Source organism: Haemophilus sp. HMSC066D02, from assembly GCF_001810545.1.
GTDB lineage: Bacteria > Pseudomonadota > Gammaproteobacteria > Enterobacterales > Pasteurellaceae > Haemophilus_D.
In genome coordinates this window covers 385552-410332 of the sequence record NZ_KV801804.1, presented here as the reverse complement: position 1 = coordinate 410332, position 24781 = coordinate 385552, and the positions used below count along the sequence as shown (strand labels likewise).

General features: G+C 38.6%; 24 protein-coding genes. 8 read left to right on the top strand and 16 right to left on the bottom strand.

Annotated features, from left to right (window positions below; all coding sequences use genetic code 11):
• Positions 1-87: 87 nt before the first annotated feature.
• A complete protein-coding gene (locus HMPREF2750_RS02255) occupies positions 88-1686 on the bottom strand; it encodes an ABC transporter substrate-binding protein (protein ID WP_070582411.1) in 1599 nt (532 codons plus the stop codon).
• 357 nt (positions 1687-2043) lie between these two features.
• Here HMPREF2750_RS02255 and HMPREF2750_RS02250 point away from each other — a divergent pair, with 357 nt between their 5' ends.
• A complete protein-coding gene (locus tag HMPREF2750_RS02250) occupies positions 2044-2526 on the top strand; it encodes a Dps family protein (protein WP_049373453.1) in 483 nt (160 codons plus the stop codon).
• 48 nt (positions 2527-2574) lie between these two features.
• Here the strand turns inward: HMPREF2750_RS02250 and HMPREF2750_RS02245 are convergent, their stop codons facing one another.
• The 8 genes from HMPREF2750_RS02245 to HMPREF2750_RS02210 all read right to left on the bottom strand — a co-directional run bounded on the left by HMPREF2750_RS02245 (position 2575) and on the right by HMPREF2750_RS02210 (position 12982).
• On the bottom strand, positions 2575-3036 hold the full coding sequence (locus HMPREF2750_RS02245; RefSeq protein ID WP_049365508.1) for a threonine/serine exporter family protein: 462 nt from the start codon (positions 3034-3036) through the stop codon (positions 2575-2577).
• Between the two features lie 3 nt (positions 3037-3039).
• Entirely contained in the window at positions 3040-3810 is a 771-nt protein-coding gene (locus HMPREF2750_RS02240) for a threonine/serine exporter family protein (protein ID WP_049358065.1), read from the bottom strand.
• Positions 3811-3938: 128 nt separating this feature from the next.
• Positions 3939-4586: a glutaredoxin 2 gene (grxB, locus tag HMPREF2750_RS02235; protein ID WP_070582410.1), complete on the bottom strand. Its 648-nt coding sequence runs from the start codon at positions 4584-4586 to the stop codon at positions 3939-3941.
• A gap of 3 nt (positions 4587-4589) precedes the next feature.
• Positions 4590-6524 carry an exodeoxyribonuclease V subunit alpha gene (gene recD, locus HMPREF2750_RS02230; protein WP_070582409.1) on the bottom strand — a complete coding sequence of 645 codons (1935 nt, stop codon included), beginning with the start codon at positions 6522-6524 and terminating at the stop codon, positions 4590-4592.
• On the bottom strand, positions 6524-10171 hold the full coding sequence (recB, locus tag HMPREF2750_RS02225) for an exodeoxyribonuclease V subunit beta (RefSeq protein ID WP_070582408.1): 3648 nt from the start codon (positions 10169-10171) through the stop codon (positions 6524-6526). The genes recD and recB overlap by 1 nt, the downstream gene beginning before the upstream one ends.
• A gap of 111 nt (positions 10172-10282) precedes the next feature.
• Positions 10283-10639: a DsrE/DsrF/TusD sulfur relay family protein gene (locus tag HMPREF2750_RS02220; protein WP_049358073.1), complete on the bottom strand. Its 357-nt coding sequence runs from the start codon at positions 10637-10639 to the stop codon at positions 10283-10285.
• 61 nt (positions 10640-10700) lie between these two features.
• Positions 10701-12008, bottom strand: coding sequence for an NCS2 family permease (locus tag HMPREF2750_RS02215; RefSeq protein ID WP_070582407.1), 1308 nt, complete (start codon positions 12006-12008; stop codon positions 10701-10703).
• Positions 12009-12028: 20 nt separating this feature from the next.
• Complete coding sequence (locus HMPREF2750_RS02210) at positions 12029-12982, bottom strand: oxidoreductase (protein ID WP_070582406.1); 954 nt, start codon at positions 12980-12982, stop codon at positions 12029-12031.
• A gap of 76 nt (positions 12983-13058) precedes the next feature.
• Here HMPREF2750_RS02210 and ybaK point away from each other — a divergent pair, with 76 nt between their 5' ends.
• Positions 13059-13538: a Cys-tRNA(Pro) deacylase gene (ybaK, locus tag HMPREF2750_RS02205; RefSeq protein WP_005696054.1), complete on the top strand. Its 480-nt coding sequence runs from the start codon at positions 13059-13061 to the stop codon at positions 13536-13538.
• A gap of 60 nt (positions 13539-13598) precedes the next feature.
• Here the strand turns inward: ybaK and fabA are convergent, their stop codons facing one another.
• Together fabA and HMPREF2750_RS02195 are read right to left on the bottom strand one after the other, a co-directional pair.
• Positions 13599-14132, bottom strand: a complete 534-nt coding sequence (gene fabA, locus HMPREF2750_RS02200; protein ID WP_005698958.1) for a bifunctional 3-hydroxydecanoyl-ACP dehydratase/trans-2-decenoyl-ACP isomerase — start codon at positions 14130-14132, stop codon at positions 13599-13601.
• Between the two features lie 167 nt (positions 14133-14299).
• On the bottom strand, positions 14300-16102 hold the full coding sequence (locus HMPREF2750_RS02195) for an AAA family ATPase (RefSeq protein WP_070582405.1): 1803 nt from the start codon (positions 16100-16102) through the stop codon (positions 14300-14302).
• A gap of 102 nt (positions 16103-16204) precedes the next feature.
• Between HMPREF2750_RS02195 and matP the strand changes: the two genes are divergently transcribed.
• Positions 16205-16654: a macrodomain Ter protein MatP gene (matP, locus tag HMPREF2750_RS02190; RefSeq protein WP_070582404.1), complete on the top strand. Its 450-nt coding sequence runs from the start codon at positions 16205-16207 to the stop codon at positions 16652-16654.
• Between the two features lie 81 nt (positions 16655-16735).
• On the opposite strand, the gene cspD is transcribed toward matP, so the two are convergent.
• The 5 genes from cspD to HMPREF2750_RS02165 form a co-directional block, all read right to left on the bottom strand.
• Complete coding sequence (cspD, locus tag HMPREF2750_RS02185; protein ID WP_005696050.1) at positions 16736-16945, bottom strand: cold shock domain-containing protein CspD; 210 nt, start codon at positions 16943-16945, stop codon at positions 16736-16738.
• Positions 16946-17091: 146 nt separating this feature from the next.
• Positions 17092-17256 (bottom strand): YoaH family protein, encoded by a 165-nt coding sequence (locus HMPREF2750_RS02180; RefSeq protein ID WP_065243253.1) that lies wholly within the window; start codon positions 17254-17256, stop codon positions 17092-17094.
• Between the two features lie 12 nt (positions 17257-17268).
• Positions 17269-17985: a tRNA pseudouridine(65) synthase TruC gene (gene truC / locus HMPREF2750_RS02175; protein ID WP_070582403.1), complete on the bottom strand. Its 717-nt coding sequence runs from the start codon at positions 17983-17985 to the stop codon at positions 17269-17271.
• Complete coding sequence (locus HMPREF2750_RS02170) at positions 17986-18306, bottom strand: YqcC family protein (protein WP_070582402.1); 321 nt, start codon at positions 18304-18306, stop codon at positions 17986-17988.
• 70 nt (positions 18307-18376) lie between these two features.
• Positions 18377-18646: an acylphosphatase gene (locus HMPREF2750_RS02165; RefSeq protein ID WP_083304577.1), complete on the bottom strand. Its 270-nt coding sequence runs from the start codon at positions 18644-18646 to the stop codon at positions 18377-18379.
• Between the two features lie 121 nt (positions 18647-18767).
• Here HMPREF2750_RS02165 and HMPREF2750_RS02160 point away from each other — a divergent pair, with 121 nt between their 5' ends.
• From HMPREF2750_RS02160 to rsxC, 5 genes are all read left to right on the top strand, one after another.
• Positions 18768-19424, top strand: coding sequence for a curli polymerization inhibitor CsgI-related protein (locus tag HMPREF2750_RS02160; protein ID WP_070582400.1), 657 nt, complete (start codon positions 18768-18770; stop codon positions 19422-19424).
• A 94-nt stretch (positions 19425-19518) separates the two neighbouring features.
• Positions 19519-21672, top strand: coding sequence for a YccS family putative transporter (yccS, locus tag HMPREF2750_RS02155; protein ID WP_070582399.1), 2154 nt, complete (start codon positions 19519-19521; stop codon positions 21670-21672).
• 100 nt (positions 21673-21772) lie between these two features.
• The gene (rsxA, locus tag HMPREF2750_RS02150; protein WP_070582398.1) at positions 21773-22351 is read left to right on the top strand and encodes an electron transport complex subunit RsxA; all 579 of its coding nucleotides are present in this window, start codon (positions 21773-21775) and stop codon (positions 22349-22351) included.
• Between the two features lie 70 nt (positions 22352-22421).
• Positions 22422-23015, top strand: coding sequence for an electron transport complex subunit RsxB (gene rsxB / locus HMPREF2750_RS02145; protein ID WP_049373468.1), 594 nt, complete (start codon positions 22422-22424; stop codon positions 23013-23015).
• Positions 23008-24781 (top strand): electron transport complex subunit RsxC (gene rsxC, locus HMPREF2750_RS02140; RefSeq protein ID WP_070582397.1); only part of this gene is annotated, 1774 nt, incomplete at its 3' end. The genes rsxB and rsxC, both read left to right, overlap by 8 nt.

The window sequence follows — 24781 nt, the reverse complement described above, 5'->3', positions numbered from 1 at the left end:
AGAAAAATGACCGCACTTTGGTGTTAAAAAGAAAGAAAAAAGGCTGTTGATTGCTCAACAGCCAAAACATTAAATTAAAAAGTGCTTTTATTTACGGCCCACACCGAGGAAAGATAAACCGGTTGTTGCCAATGGTTGATAGCCTTCAAGGCTACTATCATCCCATGCAGAAGGAAGTTTACGATGAACAATCGGATAAAGTGGTACTTCAGCCGCAATGATATTAATCGCTTCTTCCCATGATTTTTTCGCTTCAGCGTGATCTTTTGCTCTCACAGCTGCATTGAGTAATTCAGTCACTTTCGCAAATTCAGGGGTGTTGCTCCAGCGGAAACGACGTTTCGGCCATACATCACCACGATACCACCAGCTTAAAAGCAAGTCTAAGTCATCACCGAACACTGATGGGTCACCTGGAGCGATTGCCACTTCATACACACCTGGATCCACGTTGTTGCTGTATAACGCACCTGATTGTAAGTGTTGTAAAGTCACTTTCACACCTGGAATCTTGTTCCAAGACTCTAAAATTAACGGTGCAGATTCTTTCACCCAGTCATGGTCGGTTGCGAGCAATTCAAATTTAAGCTCAGTCACACCAGCTTCTTTTAGTAATGCTGCTGCTTTTTCCGGATCATAAGGATATTGAGTTGATGCCTTAATATAATCTGGGTGAGTTGTTTGTAAGTATGATGTTGCAGCTTCTGCATTACCATCAAATACAATATCAACAAGTTTGTCAGTGTTTAAACCATAGTGTAACGCTTGACGTACTTTTGGATTGTTAAACGGAGCTTTCTCACAGTTAAACATTAAGAATAGCAAGCCGAAAGATTGAACGGATTGCACTTGTTGTTTTTTGTTTTTCAAGCGACTAATGTCTAAATAAGGCACACTTTCCATTGCTTGAGTACGTTTAGACTCTTGTGCAGTCACACGAGCTGCGGCATCAGAAAGTAATAACCAAGACATTTTTTCAACTTGCGCTGGATATTTACCATTGTAAGGTTCATACGCTTCAAAGACGATTTTGTCATCTTTCACCGCTGAAACAAATTTGAATGGACCAGAACCAACTGGGTGTGCATCAAATGCAGATTGTCCTACTTTGTCGATCACGTGTTTCGGTACAATTTTCACGCAAGTTAAACGGTTAGCAAATAAAGCAAATGGATATTTCAATTTAAATTCCACCACTTTATCATCCACTGCTTTCACACTTTCAATGAAATCAATAAACATCACGAATAAAGATTTATTGGCTGGATCCATAATACGATTGAAAGAATACACAACGTCTTCAGTGGTGACTGGTGCGCCATCGTGGAACGTTGCGCCTTCACGTAAAGTAATTCGCCAGGTTGTTTCATCAACTTGTTCTGGCTCTTTTCCTGCTAAAGCAAGATAAGGTTCACGAGTTGCAGGATGCAAATCCACCAAACCTTCAAAAATGTGCAAGTTTGCTGCATAAGGTGAAGCACCACTTGATGTCATTGGGTCAAAACCGGTAGAAAGCGGATAAGCAATCCCCGCTTCAATAGTTTTACCTTTAATGTCTGCAGCAAAGGCTTTTGGTGCAAATGTGCCTAACGTACCACTAAATGCAAGACCTGCCCCTACGCCAGCCATAAGTTTCATAAAATGACGACGAGATTCATTCGTTTCAAAGGAAAAATGCTTTGTCATACTAAAAACTCCTGATGAGTAATAAAATCATATTTTTGGTTTTTAAACCTAGCCAAACATTTCATTCGAAAATGAAGTAAAGCAATCAAATCTTAGAATAAAATGATTTGTATCAATCATAATCATCTTCGCTTCATTCTGTCAAAGGGGAAATATTGAATGTGTGATCTACTTCACAGAGTTTTTTTCATAACTCAAAATAAAAGCTTTTAACTATGTATAATTTATTATAGATAGATTTTAACTATTGAATCACTAGATAATATGAAATAGCTATCAGAAAAAATGATGCTTATAATGACCGCAATTCCCAAGCAAGGGAACAATATTTTAATCAACAATAAAGAGGAAAATACTATGTCAAAAACATCAATCGGTTTAGATAAAAAAGCATCTGAAAAATTAGCAGTAAAATTAAATGAATTATTAGCAACCTATCAAGTATTCTACACCAACGTGCGCGGTTACCACTGGAACATTAAAGGGGTAAACTTCTTTGAATTACACGCAAAATTTGAAGAAATCTACACTGATTTAGTAGTAAAAGTAGATGAAGTGGCAGAACGCATCTTAACTTTAGGTTACACACCGCATAACGGTTATTCACAATACTTCCAACACTCACGTATTAAAGAAGAGTTAGGGGTAAGTGATGCGCAATCTTGCTTAAAAGGCACATTAGAAGGATTAAAAGTATTACTTGAACAACAACGTGAAATCCTTGAATTAGCGGGTGAGTCTGATGATGAAGGTACCGCTTCTCAAATGAGCGACTACATCAAAGAACAAGAAAAACTTGTTTGGATGTTCCAGGCTGCTTGTCAAACTTGCCATGCTTAATTAACTATTGATTCAATACGAAAGCCGACTGATGTCGGCTTTTTTATTTTACACGACTGGTTTTTGTCGATAGAACAATAGTCCTGGTAAGGCTAAGCCCAAAACAAGAGCGCCCAAAATAAAGCTGGTATTGATAAAAGAACTGATCATTTGCTCAAATAATGTATCGGAAAAACCATAATGATGAATTTGTACGATAGCAATCATCGCTTTATAAGCATGAACACCCGGAATCATTGGAATAATTGCCGCAACAGTAAAGACTTTCGGATGAGCTAAATAACGATGAGATAAATGCACCCCAATAAAACCAATCACACAAGTGGCGAAAAAAGTAGCAAAAACAATCGGGACACCAAAGTGTAATAATAAGGTTCTCGTGACATGTCCAAGTGCACCTAAAATAGCACAATACTTTAAGGCTTTAGGCGGAACATTAAATACTAAAGCAAATCCTACTGCGGGGATGGCTGCGAAAAGCATATCATCGAGTAAATTCAGTAAAAACATCTATTACCCCACCCAAGAAACAATATTTAAAAGATTTAATGCAAAGACGATGCCTAAACAAGCACCAAAAGTGAGAACCGTAGCGATGGTCCATCGTCCTATTCCCATATTGACATACCCTTTTAAAATATCCGCAAGTGAATTAATCAATGGGAATCCTGGAACGAGTAATAAAACGCTAGAAGCTAATGCGATATGAGGATCATTGCCTAAACTATATTTCAAACTCATACCGGAAATCAGTGAAGCGACAAAAGCGGTAATGGCAAAAACGATGAGTGGATTGTAATGACGTTTAGAAATTTCTTGTCGAACAAACATAGCAATGGCAGAGGCAATAAAGGTGATCGCACAAATTGTCATATCTCCGCCAGAAAGGTGAGCAAAAGAGGCACAAGATAAACCAATCATAAACACCACCAAATAACGGTTATATTTTAGTGGTTTTAACTTATCCAATTTCTTTTGTGCCATAGACAAATCATACAAGTGATGCTCTACGGCAACCACAATGTGCTGAACATCCGTAACGATTTGCATATTAATGCCTTTATCGACATTCTTCCGCACAGTAGTAATACAATGTTGCTTAGAAAGTGTGGTCAATAAGACGGCATTTGCCGTCAAAGCACACTCCACGCTTTCAATGCCTAAAGCTACACCTAATCGCTGAGCCATTTGTACGACGACAGCACTTTCTGCGCCATGCTGTAATAATAACAAAGCGGTTTCCACACAAATACGGGTAACCGCTCGTTGGTATTCCTGATCCATATCTCTGCGCTCTTATAAAGTAAACCTTAGAGATTATAGATCGATGAATAAAAAATACTGAAAAAATGACCATATCTATGATCCAAGTCAAAAGTTCAGTATCTCCAAAGCCTATGACTTAACAGAGATTAAATGGCTTTATCAAAATACAGCGGCACATTACTTAACTTAGCCATATTCGTGATATAAGCTAAAACCGCTGGTGGGAATTCGATGCCTTTCACACAAGTAAGATTTCGTAATACCGGGAAAACGATAATATCTTCAAGAGAAAGTTGGCCGTTTAAGGCATTTTCAGATTGAACTAATACCGCTAATTTCTCTAAATCGCCTTTTAAGCGAGTAAGATAGGTTTCTGTCTTCGCGATATTTTCAGCAAAATCCCCAATAAATTCCGTTTTCTTTTTAGTGAAATAATCGACCGCACTTTGGGTTTCAAATTCTGCTAAGCCAATTTGCGTAAAGCGTGCAGTCGTAAGATGACCATAATAACTGCCGACTTCTTTTAACCATGCTTCAATTTCAGGACGAACTTGTTCAGATAGGATTTTTTCACCAAAATGCTCATCTACATAATGCACGATATCCAAACTTTCTGGCATCGCAGTACCATCTTCTTTGACAAGAATTGGTACAACTTTTTTCCCTACTAAACCGATTGGCGTTGCTTCATCATCATTTGCCAGCACTACAAGTTCTACCGGTAAATTTTTTAAACCGAAAATCATGCGGGCTCGCACACAAAACGGGCAATGATCGTAAACATATAATTTCATTTTTTACTCCTCTTTTTCCTGTAATAATTTTCCTAATCCACTTTGTCGTTTCACGGTATTTCTGACCGCACTTTGCCAGATTTTTTCATTGGCAAATACGGTAAGATGATTTTTCGCACGGGTGACACCGGTAAATACCAGCTCTCGTGAAAGCACTGGATTAGGTTCTGTTGGTAACACCATGACGGTATGTTCAAACTCCGAACCTTGGGATTTATGAATCGTCATCATAAATGCAGGCTCGTGATCGGGAATACGACTGGTAGAAACTTCTCGATAGCCAAACCACACCTTGCCTTTGGCTAAACATAAGCCAATATCACCGTTATACAGTTTCACATTATGATCGTTTTCGGTAATCATAATTGGCTTACCAATATACCAATCGTCTTCTTGACGGAACCAAAGTAATTTCTCAGCTCGTAATGCTAAAGCAATTTCACGATTTAATTCTTCCACACCTAATGCCGAAGCTCGAAGTGCGGTCAAAAATCTCACCGAATTAAAGCAATCTAAAATCGCTTCTGCATAAGTTTTTTCGTTACCCTTTTCATCTGTAAATTTTGCATTGAGATCTTTCTTCTGAGCAAAATAAGTTTGAAGTTGGGTTAAATAAACACGGTAATTTTCAACTGCACTTTTCACCACTTGGCGAACCGATTCTTTAACGTCTTGTCCTTCATCAAAATGATGGAAATGCAACTCTTGTGGATATTCCGCAAAAGTCGCCACACTGCCCTCACCTTTTCCTTGTTGAATTTGCTCAGCAAGTTGTTTAATGCCCGAATCATCTCGGAAACGGCGACTAAAGGTTAAATGGCAAATGGCATCACGCAGTGGACTATGTTCATCCGAAGTTAGAACAGTATAGCCTGTTGTTGTATGAATATAATCAGCTTGAGCAGGACTATAATCTTGCGTTAAAAATTGTGCAATTTCACCTAATACTGCCCCCGCTTCTACTGAAGCTAATTGAGCCTGGTCTCCCAATAAAATCAAACGTGTTTCGGGCTTCAACGCTTGCACAAGTTTCGCCATCATGGGCAAATCAATCATTGAGGTTTCATCCACCACTAATACATCAATTTGCAGTGGATTATGTGCATGATATTTCACGCTATCAGTAAAAGGTCGAACGCCTAGTAAGCGATGCAACGTTTCTGCTGTTTTAGGAATGGATACACGTAACTCATCTGAAATCGGCATTTGTGCCAAAGCGTTTTCGATGGATTCCGTTAAACGAGCCGCCGCTTTCCCCGTTGGCGCAACCAATTTAATGTGAAGTTTGCCACCAAATAATTCCTGTAATACACATAATAATCGAGTGACTGTTGTGGTTTTTCCTGTTCCAGGGCCTCCTGTAATCACAGAAAATGGGCTTTTTACCGCCGTTGTGACAGCTACTTTTTGCCAATCAACTTGCGCTTGTTGTTGAGGGAAATAACGATCTAATAAGGTTCGAATTTGTTGCGGTTCTACCGATACAGTGCGGTCATTTTTCAGTGCGTTTTTAATATATTGCGCAACACGAAATTCATCTTGCCAAGCTCGGTAGAAATAAATCGCCCCAAATTGAAATGCGAGAGGCGCAATCTGATTTTCAGGATCTTGTGTAAAAGCAATATGCCCCGCTAAGGCTGATTGCCATTTTGATACAGGAAGTGAACCAATCTTTTCATTGATCAGCGACAAAAAATCCGTTTCAGTATGACGATAAGCCAAGCCGAATAAATTACGTTCTAAGAAACGATCTAACACACAACAAGTATTGCCTTGCGTATAGCTCCAGTTGCAAAGTGCGGCTAATAAAATCGCTAAATTTTGTACGGGTTCGGAATAGCCTTTATCTTTTTGTTTATTCGCAATTAATTGAGCAAAATAATAATCGCCTTGAGTAATCACACCTTGTTCTTGTAAGGATTTTAATAGGCTTAACATTAAAATAATTCCTCTAATTGTTGGATTAATTGCCAATCTGGTTTATCAAAAAAGATGCCCGACTGCGGCGAACCATTCATTCCACGTAAAAATGCATAGACCACACCACCAAAATCTCGGTTGTAATCGTAGTTAGGTAAACGTGTTTTTAAATAACGGTGTAATGCCACCACATACAACAAGTATTGCCAATCATAGTGATGCTCTAACATGGCTTTTTTCAATGCAGCTTGATCGTAATCCTTTAATGCCTCACCCAAGAAATTCGATTTGTAATCAAGCAAATAATATTTATCTTGATAACTGAAAACTAAGTCCATTGTGCCTCGCACCATACCTTGAATATCATCAAACTGTAACGGTTCTGATGGCAAATGATGTAAGGTTGCTAACGCTCGGTTAAAACCAGCGACATCAAAATGGCTTGAAATATTGAGATAAAACGCCAACTCTTTTAAGCATTGTTTTTCGTTAATTTGAGCAAGAGTAAAATCATCGTTTGGCAAAATTGGTGTGCTGAGTATTTGTGCAAACCACTGTTGAACTGCTGCAAATTGCTCTTCGGCAAGATTTAAATCTTGACATAATTTTTCAATATTTTCTTTCTCAGACAGTTGAGCAAAAGGCACCTTTTCAAAATAACGATGTAACAAAGTACCGATTTGTGTTCCCCGAGGGAAATCTAAAACCATTTCATCATTATCATGAGCAAGTGCGGTCAGATTTTCAGTGATATTTTCTATTGAAATCGACGCATCATAATCTTTCGCATCATCAAAAATGAGCGATTTTTTCACCGCACTTTCATTCAAATAAGCTTTGCGTTGATGTGTTTGTTCTATGCCACTAAAGCTCGTCACTCGCCAATCTTGTTCAATTTCACCTTGGAAAATTTCTGCACTTAAATTTTCTTGAGAAATATTTAAGGTAAGTGGTTCACTGGCACTGGCTTGTAACACATCGGTTAATTCAATCGCTACATCATTTGGTAAAAGCTGCTTAAACTTCTCCAATAACGGTTGGGTGTCCCAATTATTTGGCAAATCGAGTTTTCGACCAATTTCACCTTGCGTTAAAACATACAATAAAGCATTCCATTTTTTATCAAAGGCTTTCGGTAACACAAAGGCCATTTGGTATTTTGCTCGAGTCAATGCTACATAAAGCAAACGCAATTCTTCCGCAAAAACTTCTTCTGTTAATTCATCCAAGTGTTGATCTTGCATATCCCACAAGGTTTTCTCTTCATCACTGTCGTAATATAAATTAAACAGTTTCTTTTTAGTTGGGTCTTTTGCTGCATTTCCTAAAAATGGCAACCAAACCAAATCATATTCCAACCCTTTGGATTTATGGATAGTCACAATCTTCACTAACTGACGTTCGCTTTCTAAACGAATTTGTGCTTCTTGATGGCCATTATCTTGAATTTGCTTTTCAAACCAGCGCAATAATGCCGCTTCACTTTCATTTAATGCGGCTGCTTGCTGTAAAATTTCAGCTAAATGTAATAAATCCGTCAGTTTTCGTTCGCCATCAGGCCGAGATAAGAGTTTTTCTGTGATATTTTCAGCTAAAAGTAAATGGTGCAACATCGGCAATACGCCTTGGCGTTGCCAAATTTGTTGATACTCTGCAAATTTTTCTGCCCAACGTTGCCACTGAATTTCATCCTGGTGAATTTGGTGAATTTCAGCTGCATTTAAGCCGAAAAGTGCGGTCGCAATGGCATTCAAAATTGGGCGTTCCGTCACGCTCAAACAAGCTTGCAAAATCAAGGCAAGTTCTTTTGCTGTATTACTCTCAAATACATTTCCCCTATCCGAAAGGTAAACCGAAGCAATACCGAGTGCTTGCAATTCTTTTTTCACCAGATCGGCTTCGGTATAACCACGCACCAAAACGGCAATATTTTCTGCTCGCAATGTTTTATTTTCCGCTTTGCTTTCATTCGGAAAAACAACCGGATTTTCAGCCGCACTTTTTAACCATTGCTGAATCGATGTTGCACAAGCTTTCGCATAATCTTGCTGGGTGGATTTGTCTTTATCGTTAATATAAAAACGGAAGGCGGGCTCAGGTTGATTATTCAACTGAAAAACAAGATTCTTCTTGGCTGCGCCGACATTTAAAAATTCAATATTTTTATAAATAAAGGGATCATTTGTAAAATCAAATAATCGATTTACCCCTTCCACTAAAGGTTGGGATGAACGGTAGTTTGTGCCTAAATTAAAACGCTCGCTCGCTTCGTCTGCTGCTTTTAAATAAGTGAAAATATCGGCACCACGGAAGCGATAAATCGCCTGTTTTGGGTCCCCGATCATCATAAAGCCAACATTACCAGACGCATTTTTATTGTGATAAATTTTCGAGAAAATTTGATACTGCAACACATCCGTATCTTGGAACTCGTCAATCATGGCAAAAGGATATTGAAAACGAATTAATTCTGCTAACTGTTCTCCACCCTCACCATATAGTGCTTCTTTCGATAAGCGTAATAAATCATCAAAGGATTTTTCAGGATGATTCGCTTTGTATTCAAGCAGTTTCTTTTGAATACCTTGACGATAGTAATAGAGAATGATTTTTTTAAATAAATTACTTGGTTGAATTTCTTCAATTAAAGCTTCAATCTCTTCAAAGGCTGGATGCGTTATTCTCACCCCTTTTTTCTTAAAATCTGCTTTGACGGCGTTATCTAAAGCCGATTGTGTAAATTTTTTTACTAATGTTTCATTTAAGGTGATATCTGCTCTATTTTTTGCCCATGAGGTGACTTCATCGACAAAAGATAAAATCGTTTTACTTGAATATGTTCTACCATTTAAACAAGATTTCTCTTTTTTCACGACTTCTTCATCAAAAAGGTTTCGGATTTTAACCGCACTTTCTAACCAAGTGTTTTTAATCTTTTCAATAATTTCCGCATTTTTAGTGATATCTTTTTGCAAAAATTCTTTTAATGACAGTTCTAATAGTTCTGGTTTATCAAGTTGTATAGAAAAATCATTCCCAATATTTGAACCTAAATCATTCAATACATCTTCTGGCGACTTTAATTCTTTTGAGATAAATGCAGCCAAATGGAAAGGCAAATCATAAAAATGCTCCCGCCAAAATTCATTTGCAAATTGTTTGAGTAAATCAGACTGATCTTTGAGAAGTTTTAAATTGAAATGCACGCCTGAATTGAAAGCATGTTGCATCAGCATTCGGCGACAAAAACCGTGAATGGTATAAATGGAGGCTAAATCTAAATTTTGTTCGGCCAGCTTTAAGCGACGAAGTGCAGTGGGAATATCCTCTAAATAAGGCAACAACTCTGCTAAAAATTGATGTTCCCCAGTAAAAATCGCTTTATCTTGCTTTTCATAATATTCAGAAAAAACCGAAATTGCCGCCGTTAAACGTTCCCGGATTTTGCGTTTTAAATCTTCCGTCGCCATTTCAGTAAAGGTTACGACCAAAATATCTTCCACATTCAACGGACGAGAAAAACAATTCTCACCCGCCTGTAAAAGTAAACGAAGATAGATAGAACCGATGGTATAGGTTTTCCCAGTACCTGCAGAGGCTTCAATTAAATTGACTTGATTTAAAGGTAATGAAATGGCATTAAGTGCGGTTGATTTTTGGCTCATTTTTTATTTTTCTGTAAACATTAGAGTGTCCCTATTGTAGGGATTTAGCTGAGGGATTTCCATAAAAAATGCGGTGAAATTTCACCGCACTTTAATCTTTATCTTATTATTTTAGAACGTTAAAACTTTATCCGCCCATAATGTCCACTCGGATACATCATCTAAGGTACCAAGGGTCACACCGTCAATTAATTTAGCATCTAATAAACCACGTGCTTTTACACAGCTGGTGCATAATTTAATTTCAGCGCCTTGTGACGCTAAAATATCGATAAGTTGTTGGATATTGAAGCCTTCATTTGGATTTTGTCCTGCGATACCGCATAAAATCGCATCAGAAAAGCAGAATAATTTAATATTCACATCCTTGCTGTGCTCTTCTTTCATATTGATGGCGAAACGAACAGCGTTGAAGGTTTTTTCTCCACTATATGTGGAATCATTGACGATAAAAAGAATATTTTGCATGTTGTACTCCTTTGTTGCATGCGATAAAAATGAAGGCGCAATAATTTACGCCTTTATGAAATTAGCCAACCCAAACGAACTTGGCTACAAATAATAAAGACACCACCCACACAGGGGCATTGACTTCACGTATTCTACCTGTACAGGATTTCATGACGCAATAACTAATAAAACCAAATGCAATACCTTCAGTAATTGAATAAGTAAATGGCATCATCGCTGCAGTGATAAAAGCAGGGGTGGCTTCGGTTAAATCATCCCAGTGTACACGGATAAGGCTGGATGCCATTAAAATTCCCACATAGACTAATGCCCCTGCGGTTGCATAAGCTGGTACCACACTAGCCAGTGGTGAAAAGAAAATGGTAAGTAAGAATAAAACACCGACTGTCACCGCCGTTAAACCTGTTCTACCACCGACAGAAACCCCTGCGCCACTTTCAATATAGGTACTGATAGCTGAGGTTCCGATATAAGAACCTACTACCGCACTCACGCTATCCACATAAAGCGCTTGTTTCATTTTTGGGAAACGACCTTTCTCATCACTGAAACCTGCTTTATCGGTTACACCTAATAAGGTGCCTGATGAGTCAAATAGGTTGACTAAAAGGAAAGAGAAAATGATGCCAAGCAAAGTCGTATCTAAAGCACCCGCAATATCCACTTTACCGACAACCGTACCTAAACTTGGTGGCATAGAAACAATGCCGTGGAAGGTAACTTGGTCATCAATTAAAAGCGCTAATCCAGTTACTACCGCAATAGAAATTAAAACCCCAGAGAAAATATTACGTGCAGCTAAAACTACGATAATAAAGAAACCTAATACACCAAGCAGAATTTTAGGATCATGTAAATTGCCTAATGCCACTAAGGTTGCAGGATTCGCGACAACCAATCCCATATTTTTAAAGCCAATTAACGCAATAAAAAAGCCGATACCTGCACCAATTCCCACGCGCAATGAAAGCGGAATAGAAGCCATTAACCAATAACGGATTTGGAATAAGGTGAGAACAAATAAACCAATCGAGCCCCAGAAAATGGTGCCCATGCCCACTTCCCAAGAATAACCAAGCTTGCCAACGACTACATAGGCGAAAAACGCATTTAACCCCATGGCGGGTGCAAGGGCGATAGGTAAATTACTGAATAATCCCATCGCAATGGTACCGAGCGCGGCGATTAAACAAGTGGTCACGAAAACAACTTGCTTATCCATTCCTGCATCACCTAATACGGATGGGTTCACAAACACGATGTACACCATGGTAAAGAAGGTGGTGATACCCGCGATAATTTCGGTTTTGGTGGTACTGCCCTTTTCTTTAATGGAAAAAAGGCGTTCAAGTAAAGATTGTTGCATTGTTTTCCCCTTAACTTAAATTAATAACCTTGGTGATAAATCGATTCAAGTAGCTTCACACCTAACAAGGCAATATTGAAACGTTGCTCATCAGCTACCGTCCAAAATTCAATGCCATTTTCAACCGCACTTTGTTGGCTAAGATGCAATTTGACGCTTTCTTCACCGTTTTCGTTTTCACCGTTAATCACAGGGGTAACAAGGCTATCATGTAATTCAATTAATTCGCTTTGTTGTGGTTGGAAGTCAAATTCATAATCTGAAAGTGCGGTCACTTTTTGTGCCATTCCATAGAATACGGGCACTTGAATTTGATGGAAAATGACATTGTCTAACTGCGGGAAGATTTTTTGTAATTGCAGATTTAAATTAGCCGCTTGTTGTGGAAACACATCAAAGGCAAAACGGGTTTCACCTTCTTCCAATGGCATACCATTCAGTAAGCGAGCCGTTTGTCCTGCAAGTTTGTTCACGGTTTCACCATCCGTATAAGAAGCGGGTAAAAGTGAGGTTGCAAAAACTTGAGTTAAATTTGTTTGTTGAATAATTGGAGCCAAAGATAAAGCTAATTGACTCACTTGCGGATCGGGTAAACTCACAATGTTACGTTGTCTTAACTCAGTCAGATTTTCTTCATTGATTGTTGGGACAACAACAGGGACATCAGACAATGCAGAGCAAATCCCTTTTAAATCAATCACCACACAGCCACTTTCTGCGGCTTGAGCCAATAAGGGGGCTTGGTCAATTTGGCCAGCGAAGAAAAGATAATTAACGCTATCCCACTCAATCTCATCAGTGGCTAATTGAGCAACCGCTTTATTGCGAAAACGCACCGCTTGCTCTTCTTCAAAAGGATAAATTTCTACAATTGAAACCTTGCCTACATCTAACTCACTTTGTTCAAGTGCCTCGGCAATTTTTTCACATAGATCAAATTCTGCTGCAATAGCAATATTTAGGCTTGCGTCCATTTTTCTCTCCGCTGTAAAATGTTCTGAACCGATTCATTCTACAGAAAAAAGACTAATAAATACATAAGGAAATCAGATGACACCGGCAATTGATTTACTAAAGAAAAATAAAATTCCTTTTACTCTCCATACCTATGATCATGACCCTAATAATACGCATTTTGGCGATGAAGCCGCTGAAAAACTTGGGCTTGATCCGCACCAATCCTTTAAAACACTTTTAGTCGCTGAAAATGGTGATCAGAAAAAATTAGCGTGTTTTGTGCTTTCCACGGCAAATATGTTGAGTTTAAAGAAAGCGGCAAAATCCATTGGTGTAAAAAAAGTGGAAATGGCCGATAAAGATGCGGCACAAAAAAGCACGGGATATTTAGTCGGAGGCATTAGTCCATTAGGTCAAAAGAAACGTGTAAAAACAGTGATAAATTCGACCGCACTTGAGTTTGATACGATTTTTGTTTCAGGTGGTAAACGCGGATTAAGTGTCGAATTAGCGCCTCAAGATTTAGCTAAATTACTGAATGCCGAATTTGTCGATATTATTGACGAAGAATAGAAAAAGAAAAGCCCGAATGAATCGGGCTATTATTTTTATATGATGTTGTGTTTATTTGAATTAGAAACTTGATGTATCTTGGAATAAGCCAACTTTTAAATCGGTTGCAGTGTAGATAACACGACCATCTACTTCCACCTCACCATCAGCCATTCCCATCACTAACTTGCGGTTAATTACGCGTTTCATATTGATGCGATAAACCACTTTTTTCGCGGTTGGTAAGATTTGTCCGGTAAATTTCACTTCACCTACGCCTAATGCACGGCCTTTACCTTTACCGCCTACCCAGCCAAGGAAGAAACCCACTAATTGCCACATCGCATCTAAGCCTAAGCAGCCTGGCATAACTGGGTCACCAATAAAGTGGCAGCCGAAAAACGGTAAATCTGGATGAATATCTAATTCTGCTTCAATATACCCTTTACCAAACGCACCGCCGTCTTCGGTCATTTTTACAATGCGATCCATCATCAACATCGTTGGTGCTGGAAGTTGCGGGCCTTCTTTACCAAATAATTCACCACGACCAGAAGCTAATAAATCTTCATAGGTGTAGCTGCTTTTAATGTTTGGTGTACAGGTGTTTTCCATTTTTATTTCCTTGTATATGTAGTTTTGCTTGGTTAAGACCAATAAGTAAAGATTCTATGAGGATTTATAAGAAATGTAAACAGCGAACACTTGTTAGCTCAACTTGTCGGATCAGTCAGTGTAATTAAGATAAAAGAAAAGCGAACACAAGGTTCGCTTTAAAGAAATTAAGATTTAAAGAAATCTAACCAGCTTTTTTTCGGCGTTTCCGAACGGAAAGCAATCCGATTTTGAATTAGACGCGCAATAGGCTCTTTGCCCTTCGCATATTCTTCTTTCTCTTCCAATAAATCGCGGTCAAATAAGATTTTGGCTGTTTGATAAATATCCTCGACTTGATAAATAAAGAATTGCTCATTTTTCACCGCTTCAACCACTTCATCAGATAAGCTTAGTTGTTGAATCGTCGTCGCAGGAATAATCACCCCTTGTTTACCCGTCAAACCGCGACGTTGGCAAATGGTGAAAAAGCCTTCAATTTTATCATTCACTCCACCTACCGCATGCACCAAACCAAATTGGTCAATGGTACCGGTAATCGCAATATTTTGTGGCAACGGCAAATCAGATAACGCGCTGACTAATACGGAGAAAATAGCTAGAGACGCACTGTCACCATCAATTTCACCATAAGATTGTTCAAACACTAAAGATGCAGAAAATGGTAACTGTGATGGCAACTCTAAGATACTTGCTAAGCACGCTTCAGAAATCATCATGCCTTTACCATGAAGGTTGCCTGCCAATTCATTTTTACGTTCCACATCTACGACTTCACCATCACCAAACTGCACTAAACAACTGATGCGAGAAGGTTCACCGAAACAAACTGGTGTACCTGGATATTCAATCACAGACAAGCCATTAATCTGCCCAACAATTTTGCCGTTGGTTTCTACATAAATTTGTTCGTTGAGAATATCCGCATAAGTACGTTCACGTAAGAAACCATGCTGTTCGTTCTTTTGTTTAAAAGCTTGCTCAAAATCAACCGCACTTAAGGTTTGTTTTTGTGACAACGTCGCGGCATTAAGCAACATTTCTGTTGTTTTTAACGGGGAAATGTTAATTAAAAAGCGATCTTCACTCTCACGCACTAATAGCTGATAGAGTTTATTTAATGCGGTTAAATCTAAATCGAGTTCATATTTTGAGGCTAATGCCAACACATAATTAGCCCAATTTTCTTGTGCTTTAGGTTGTGCAACAGAATAATAGCTTTCAATTTCCGCGTAATCCGCCAAGCTGTAAAGATCTTCTTCTAACTCACCTAAGGTCGCAATTTCAGTACGGTTGCCTAAAATCACTACTTTTAAATTAAGTGGATAACTTGGAATATCGCAAGGCAAGGTTTTAAATGGATGGGCTGAATACCAATCAAAAGTTTGCGTTTGTAAAATATGTTTTAGGCGTTGCCATAAATCAAATTGGCTTAGCATCGTTGCTGCGCTTAAAATCAAAACGCCCCCATTGGCTTGATGCACTAAACCTGGCGTAAGCAAAATATCTTGCGAACTTGGATGAACACGTACACTACCAAAAAGGCTAAATTGATCGGCATGTAATGCCTTCAGTACATCACCTTGTGCGGCAAAATTATCAGCGAGAGATTGAGCTTGCTCGGTATAAATACGAGGGAAAGAAAAAGAATCTCCCTGCTCAACTACGTAATTTACCCCAAAAACTGACCGCTCTTTTGGCTGTTCTTGGCGAATAAGTTCTGCTAATAAATCTGCATATTCTGCTTGATCATCGGCTTTTAAAACCAATAGAGAGCGACGTGGCTGTTTTAAAAATAAAGAAATCGCTTTTGTGGCATGTTTTTGTAATGACCAAAAATCAGCCTTTTCAGCTGAAAGTTCAGTAATCGATAATTCTGGTTGTAAGGCTTGCCAATTTAAGGCTTGTTCCGAAGATGTTGAAGTCACGACATATCTCGCTTTAATTAAATTGGCGGTATTATCGCACACTTCACACTGAGTGAAAATCCGTTATAAAAATCTACTGGAAAAATTTATTTAAACAGCGTATATTTATGAGGTTACCACGTCACTAAAAAGTATAATAAAACGATGAAATACCAAAAATTAGAAAACCAAGAAGCAAACTGGAAATGGATTTATCTCATTCGCAAACATCGCGAAGGGGAAAAAATTACCCGTTACGAAGAAAAAAGCTTAGAAGAAAGCAAAGTTCAAGAATTAATAGAATGTCAGAATTATCCTGAAAAAATCGAGGAATGGATAAAAAATCACCTTTCTCTTGATTTACCTATTAAGCTTGATCAGGCTATTCGTGCAAGACGTAAACGCTTTTTTAATGCAGAAAAACAAACAACGAAGAAGAAATCTATTGATTTAGAATACGGCGTTTGGCTTCGTTTGTCTAAATATTCAAGAAAAATGAAAATGACACTTTCTGAAACCATCACTTATATGATTGATGAACGCGAAAGCAAAGCATTATATGAAAGCCAAATGACGGCAATGAAAGCTGGGTTGAAAAACTTGCTCAATAAATAAGATGAAAAAAAAGCCAAGGCAGAAACCTTGGCTTTTGATTATGCTAAATAGAGAAGATTTTGAAACGTTTTAGCGTTTCGCTTATTCCGCAATCGGAATTATTTTTGTGGCGTGAGATCCTTTGTCGCCGTGAATCACTTCAAATTGCACGCGTTGTCCCGCTTTTAATGAACGGTAACCATCCATTTCAATTGCTGAATAATGTGCAAAGATGTCTGTATCCACGCCTTCTGCAGAAATAAATCCAAATCCTTTTGCGTTATTAAACCATTTTACTACACCAATTTCCATAGTAGACCTCTATAGGCTTCGCCCTTAATACTTAAAAACAATAAGACTCATGCCTTATCACCTCAATTGGAAATATATTCAAACATTTTATTTTTTTATGCAACAAGGAAACTTTAAAAATGATACATTGATCACAAAATTTTTATTTATTTACTGTCAGAAGCCTCTTTCTCACCTTTTTGATGAATTTCACGCAATGCTTTTGCCACAATTTGAATGGCTTCACCGCTGCTAATTCCTTGTGCCATTAATTCCTGAATTTGCTCTACTGCTTTTTGTTGCTGTTCGTGGGTTAAATTAATATCTAACATGATTTCTTCTCGTTAAATAGACCAATTAAATAATTCCATCACTTTCATCCATTGCTCATCTAAATTAGCTTTAATTTCTATTTTTGTTGAATGAATAGGATGTTCAAAAATAAGTGTATCTGCATGTAAAAATAAACGCTGACAGCCTGAATGTTCCGTCAATGCACGATTTTGATGTAAATCCCCATATTGTGTATCCCCTAAAATAGGATGAAAGATATGTTTCATGTGACGTCGTAACTGATGTTTTCTGCCTGTTTGGGGAATTAGCTTCACTAAGGAATATCTCGTGGTTTGATAGCGCCCTACTGCATAAGGCATTTCCACAATATTTAAGCCCTCATAATCCGTTACCGCCTCTTGAGGTGCTTTATCTTCTTGTGCAAACTTATCCGCAATCTTATCTAATTGGATTTTAAGGGGATAATCAATCTGTCCTTTACCTTGCAAATACCCTCGCACAATCGCCAAATAAGATTTTTTCACCGTTTTCTGTTCAAATTGCTGACACATTAAATTTGCGATTTCACTATTTAAAGCAAACAGCAAAACACCTGATGTAGGGCGATCTAATCGATGAATAGGAAAAACATGCTGCCCGATTTGATCACGCAAGGTTTGCATCACAAATTGCGTTTCATGAGTATCAAGCCAGCTGCGATGTACCAACATACCTGCAGGCTTATTAACGGCGACAAGATATTCGTCTTGATATAAGATCTCTAACATTTATTGATTTTGTAATAAGGCTTCTAATTCACGTAATGGTGTTAATAATTCAACTAAGAAATCTTCTTCCGCTTCTTTAAATGCTTCCTCTAAATAAGGCGATACCGCAATTTTTGAGGGTAACGCTGCGCCACTTTCAAGTAACGCAAACATTCTTGGAATGAAAATCCATTGCAACCATTCTTCTGGTGACATGGTATCAATAGCAAAAGGCTCTTCACTTAAAAAAGCGTCTTGTGAAGGCGGAACCGCTTGCCATAAATCAAGTTTTTGCATGGCGAGTTGTAATTGTTGAAGATGAAGTTTTGTTTGATTACGCATAATTTTTCCTATTTATAAATAAGCGGCGTATTCTACGAGCATCAATTCTCCCTGTAAAGTGCGGTCAGTTTTAACGGTGAATAATAGAAAAGTCAGGATAGCGTTTATTTTCAATATAATCCTCTAAAACACGTTCAACGCTTGCAGTTCTTGGGCCGACTTTTAACCAATTATAAAAATCCTGTAATTGATCGTCATTGCCTTCGGCAATAATTTCCACACTGCCATCTACACAATTTCTTACGGTGCCTTTAATACCAATTCTCTCCGCTTCTTTCCAAGTAAAATAGCGAAATCCTACCCCTTGAACTCGCCCATATACAACAAATCGTTTTGCCATGATTTGCTCCTTTATTACAAAAACTTTTTAAAAATTAACCGCACTTTCCTATTCCCATTTTTTAAAATTTAGCATAGCATTACAACCATCTAATTTCATTCAAAAAATAAAAGGAGTAATTATGAAATTATGTAAGTTTGCATTAGGTGTTGTCGCCCTTGCTGTCAGTGCGAGCAGTTTTGCCGGCACGGTAACCACTTCATCAAACCTTGAGTTTCTTGCAATCAACGGCCAAAAAGCCAGTAAATCCCTTCTAAAAGAAAAAAAATCATTCAATGCAGAAGCTGACCAAACACAACAAGTTGTGGTACGTTTAGGTGAGATCGTGGGTACTGGTTCTAGCCAAGGACTTTTTGAATCTAATCCTATTATTGTAACCTTCAAAGGTACGGCTGATGATGTTGTGGTATCTGCAGAAAAAATTCGTTCTCAAGAAGATGGCGAAAAATTTAATGCACAACCACAAATTACCGTTAAAACAAAATCAGGTAATGTGATTGATGCTAAAGTGGATACCTTAAAACAAGAAGGTTTATTCCCATCAGCAAATATTGTTAACGATCTTGCTGAGTATAATGCATCTAATGCACCAGCAGCGGTTTCAGCTTTAGCAGCACCGACAGTAGGTATGATGCCTGCAGCGTCAGGAAAAGCAGCGAAAGGCAAAGTCGTTGTACAAGGTGAAAACGTTGCTGAACAACAATTACAATACTGGTTCCAACAAGCTGATAAAGAAACTCAAACTCGTTTCTTAAACTGGGCGAAAAAACAAAAATAAGCGTTTTTTTACCGCACTTTGATAAGGAAGTGAGCTTTCCCGCTCACTTTTTTATCATCCAATTTTTAGTCACACAATAAGCAAGGATATCAACATGAACCAATGGCTTAATGCAAAAGTAATCGCTTCAATACCTATTTTTATTGCAGTGAATATTGCAGCGTTTGGCGTCTGGTTTTTTGATATTTCCACGCAATCCATGCCGTTAATTTTGGGCATTATTGCAGGCGGTTTAGTGGATTTAGATAATCGCCTCACCGGACGATTAAAAAATATCTTTTACACATTAATTGCCTTTTCTATTTCAACCTTCATCGTTCAACTCAATATTGGTAAACCGATTCAATATGTATTGTTGATGACCATCATCACCTTTTTATTTACGATGGTTGGTGCCGTGGGGGAACGTTATCGTACCATTGCGTTTGGTACGCTGGTGGTCGCCATTTATACCACCCTCACTTATATACCAGATAATTCTGCGAGCTGGTTTATCAATCCGGTGATGATTTTATTAGGCACTTTGCTCTACAGTATTGTTACTATCATTGTTTATCTCTTTTTTCCAAACCGCCCAGTACAAGAAAGCGTGGCAAAAGCATTTTGTGCCTTAGGCAATTATCTAGATGCAAAATCAGAATTTTTTGATCCTGATGAGATTGATGAAGTTGAGAAAAAACACCTTAATTTTGCGATGAAAAACACCAATGTGGTGGAGGCTTTCAATCAAGCCAGAACAGCACTTTTCTATCGCATTCGTGGACAACATCGACATGCTCGCACACAACGTATGATTCGCTATTATTTTGCAGCGCAAGACATTCATGAACGTGCGAATTCCACACATTTTGATTATCGACAAATTGCAGAGCAACTCAAAAATACAGATTTAATTTTCCGCATTCAGCGTTTGCTCGAATTACAAGCACAAGCATGCCATGATATTACGGCTTGTCTGCGTCAAAATACGCCTTATCACTATAATATTCGCGTAGAAAAAGCATTAATGGGGACAATTCAATCCCTTGAGCTTTATAGTAAAGAACATACCAATCAAAACAATGTGTTGCTTGCCCTTCAAACACTTATTGATAACCTGCAAAGCATTAACTGGCAGTTACGTCAGCTTGAGCAAGAAACTACTGAAAATGAACAAACTGCACAAATTCATACCGAACAAATTACGGGATTAAAAAATATTCTTTCTGTTATTGGAAGTAATTTCACTTTTGAATCACCACTTTTCCGCCATGCTGTACGTTTGTCTATCGTGGTGTTTTTGTGTTGCGCAATTGTTGAATTTTTCCAATTTAATTTGGGTTACTGGATTTTGCTTACCGCGGTCTTTGTGTGTCAACCAAACTATTCCGCAACCAAAGTGCGGTTACGCCAGCGTATTATTGGTACGATTTTAGGGGTGATTATTGGCTCCTTATTACCATATCTCAATCCAACATTAGAGATGAAACTTGGCTTAATGGTGGTGACCAGTACGCTGTTTTTCTTCTTTCGCAGTAATAATTACAGCTTCTCCACGTTCTTTATTACGCTGCAAGTGTTGATCAGCTTCGATGTGATGGGATTTGATACTCAGGCAGCGCTCTTCCCGCGCCTCATTGATACCGTATTAGGTTCAGCCATTGCATGGTTTGCGGTTTCTTATCTATGGCCGGATTGGAAATATCTCCAACTTGATAAAGTGAGCCGTCAAGCGATTCAAAGTGATGCACAATATTTCTTACACATTATTAGCCAACTACAATTTGGTAAAAGCGATAATTTAAAATACCGTATTGCACGCCGTAACGCTCATCAATATGCGGCAGCATTAAGCACAACGCTTTCCAATATGAATAATGAGCCGAAGAAATATCAGGCCTATTTGCAGGAAGGTTTTGACTTGTTAAAAATGAATTATTCCCTATTGAGCTATATTTCTGCTTTAGGGGCATATCGCAATAAAATGGCGCAATTACAACAAACTACCGAGTTTTTGTCAGACTTTTATCCTGTTGCGAAAAAGGTTTTATATGCACTGGAAAATATCGAAAAACTTCGTCCTGAAATTTTTGAAAAGCTCCAAAATAGTATTGAACAAAGCCTTAAAAAAATTCAGTGGGATGAAACCCAAGCCAAAAACAATTCGGTCTTTGCGTTGCCATACCAGCAACTTAACTTGATTTCTCAGTTGCTACCTCAGCTATATCGCTATTTCCAACATAGCCAGGTAGAACCAATGATCAAATAAAAACAAAGGAAAAACTGACCGCACTAACCCAAATTTTTTATTGTTCTCAAGGCGATAAATAGAGATAATACGCCACTTATGTAAAATAAATTTAGACGCAATGACACATTATATTCTACTCGTTATCAGTACTGCATTAATCAATAACTTCGTTTTGGTCAAATTCTTAGGACTTTGTCCATTTATGGGCGTGTCCAAAAAGATTGAAACGGCAATTGGTATGGGGCTTGCTACGACATTCGTATTAACCGTAGCGTCACTGTGTTCTTATTTAGTCGATAATTATATTTTAATGCCGCTAAACGCCACATTCTTGCGCACTTTAGTTTTTATTTTAGTGATTGCCTTCGTAGTTCAATTTACTGAAATGGTAATCAATAAAACAAGCCCATCACTTTATCGATTATTAGGGATTTTCTTACCACTGATTACCACAAACTGCGCGGTACTCGGTGTGGCATTATTAAACGTCAATTTGGCACACAATTTAACTGAATCCGTCATTTATGGTTTTGGCGCCTCTTTAGGTTTTGCACTAGTTTTAGTTTTATTTGCAGCCTTACGTGAACGTCTTGTTGCTGCAGATGTACCCATTACGTTTCGTGGCTCGTCTATTGCGTTAATTACGGCCGGTTTAATGTCTCTTGCCTTTATGGGCTTCGCCGGGTTAGTAAAATGATTTATCTCTTGATGTTTATTACTGTAACAGTGATTTTTCTCGGCTTATTTTGGAATAACACTAAAAAATAATGTTTATCTTAATTTCAGTAACCGTTCTCGCTTTAATTTTTGGTGCGATTTTAGGTGTTGCTTCGATTAAATTAAAAGTTGAAGCCGATCCTATCGTCGAAAAAATTGATGCCATCTTACCGCAAAGCCAATGTGGGCAATGCGGCTATCCTGGTTGCAAGCCTTATGCCGAAGCAATTGCCAATGGTGACGTTATCACAAAATGTGTGCCTGGTGGTCGTCCAACGGTGGTAAAAATTGCCGAAATCATGGGTGTTGATGTACCCGCAATGGATGATGTGGCGGAACCAGAAGAAATGGTTGCCTTCATTAATGAAAATATGTGTATTGGCTGTACTAAATGTATTCAAGCCTGCCCTGTTGATGCCATTATCGGTACAAACAAAGCCATGCATACAATTATTCCCGATCTCTGTACTGGCTGTGAACTTTGCGTCGCACCTTGTCCGACAGATTGTATTTCCATGATTAAAGTGAAAAAAGATATTGATAATTGGGACTGGAAGTTTGATCCTAAATTAGTCATTCCAGTCGTAAATACCACAGAAATTGAGAAAAAATTAGTGGTTGGGGAGTCGGAATCACATGGCTGATGTATTAACAAGATTTAACTCCGGCAAAATTTGGGATTTTAAAGGTGGTATTCATCCACCTGAAATGAAATCTCAATCAAACCAATCCCCTATTCAGCAATCAGAACTTGCTCATGACTTTTATGTCCCCATTAAACAGCATGCTGGTTCTGCGGGTAATGTATTAGTTAAAGAAGGTGATTATGTCCTTAAAGGCCAACCTCTAACACAAGGTGATGGCTTAAGAACCTTGCCTGTTCATGCTCCGACTTCTGGTACGGTAAAATTTATCGGAGAACACGTCGCACCGCATCCTTCTGGTTTAACAGAGGACATGATTCATATTCAAGCGGATGGTTTGGATAAATGGCGTGAGCAATTTCCACTTGAAGAATTTTTCACACAACCTGTCGAACAACTTATTGATCGTATTTACCAAGCGGGGGTTGCTGGTTTAGGTGGTGCAGTATTCCCGACTGCCGCCAAAATCCAATCGGCTGAAAAGAAAGTTAAACTCTTAATTATTAACGGCGCAGAATGTGAACCCTATATTACCTGTGATGACCGCTTAATGCGCGATTACACCGATGAAATGATCGAAGGGATTCGCATCTTACGTTATATCTTACGCCCTGAAAAAGTGGTAATTGCAGTTGAAGACAATAAACCTGAAGCGATTCAAGCTATTCAACAATCACTACATGGTGCAAATGACATTGAATTGCGCGTTATTCCAACTAAATATCCATCCGGTGCAGCCAAACAGCTGATTTATTTGCTTACCGGCATGGAAGTGCCAAGTGGCGGACGTTCTTACGATATTGGCGTATTAATGCATAATGTCGGCACGGCTTTTGCGATAAAAAGAGCGGTCATTAATGATGAGCCTTTAATTGAGCGTGTCGTTACGCTTACGGGTGATAAAATTTCAGAGAAAGGCAACTACTGGGTTCGCTTAGGCACACCGGTTGATCACTTATTAGCGCAAGTTGGCTATCAATATGACGAACGCTTCCCTGTTTTTGCAGGCGGACCAATGATGGGATTGCAACTTTCTGATCTCAACGCACCAGTCACCAAATTAATTAACTGTTTATTAGCACCCGATCATTTTGAATATGGTGAGCCGGAACCAGAGCAATCTTGCATCCGCTGCTCTGCTTGTTCTGACGCTTGCCCTGTTAATTTAATGCCACAGCAACTTTATTGGTATGCTCGCAGTGAAGATCATCAAAAATCTGAAGAATACAGCTTAAAAGATTGTATTGAATGTGGCGTGTGTGCTTATGTTTGCCCAAGCCATATTCCGCTTATTCAATATTTCCGACAAGAAAAAGCTAAAATTTGGGAAATTAAAGAAAAAGCGAAAAAAGCAGAAGAAGCTAAAATCCGTTTTGAAGCCAAACAAGCTCGTATGGAGCGCGAAGAACAAGAGCGTAAAGCTCGTTCACAACGTGCTGCAGAAGCTCGCCGTGAAGAACTTGCAAAACAAAAAGGTGAAGACCCAGTTAAAGCGGCATTAGAACGCCTGAAAGCAAAACAAGCGGGTTCAGCCGCAAATAAAGAAACAAAAACTATCGTATCTGAGAAAGGCGAAATCTTACCGGATAACCATGAGCTCATGGAGCAGCGTAAAGCCCGTCGCCTAGCTAAACAACAAGCACAAGCAGATACAGGCACTGTGACGGATGCAACAACGTCACAAACCGATGAAAAAGAGGCGAAGAAAGCAGCTGTTGCTGCAGCTCTCGCAAGAGCCAAAGCCAAGAAAGCTGCTGCTCAAGGTG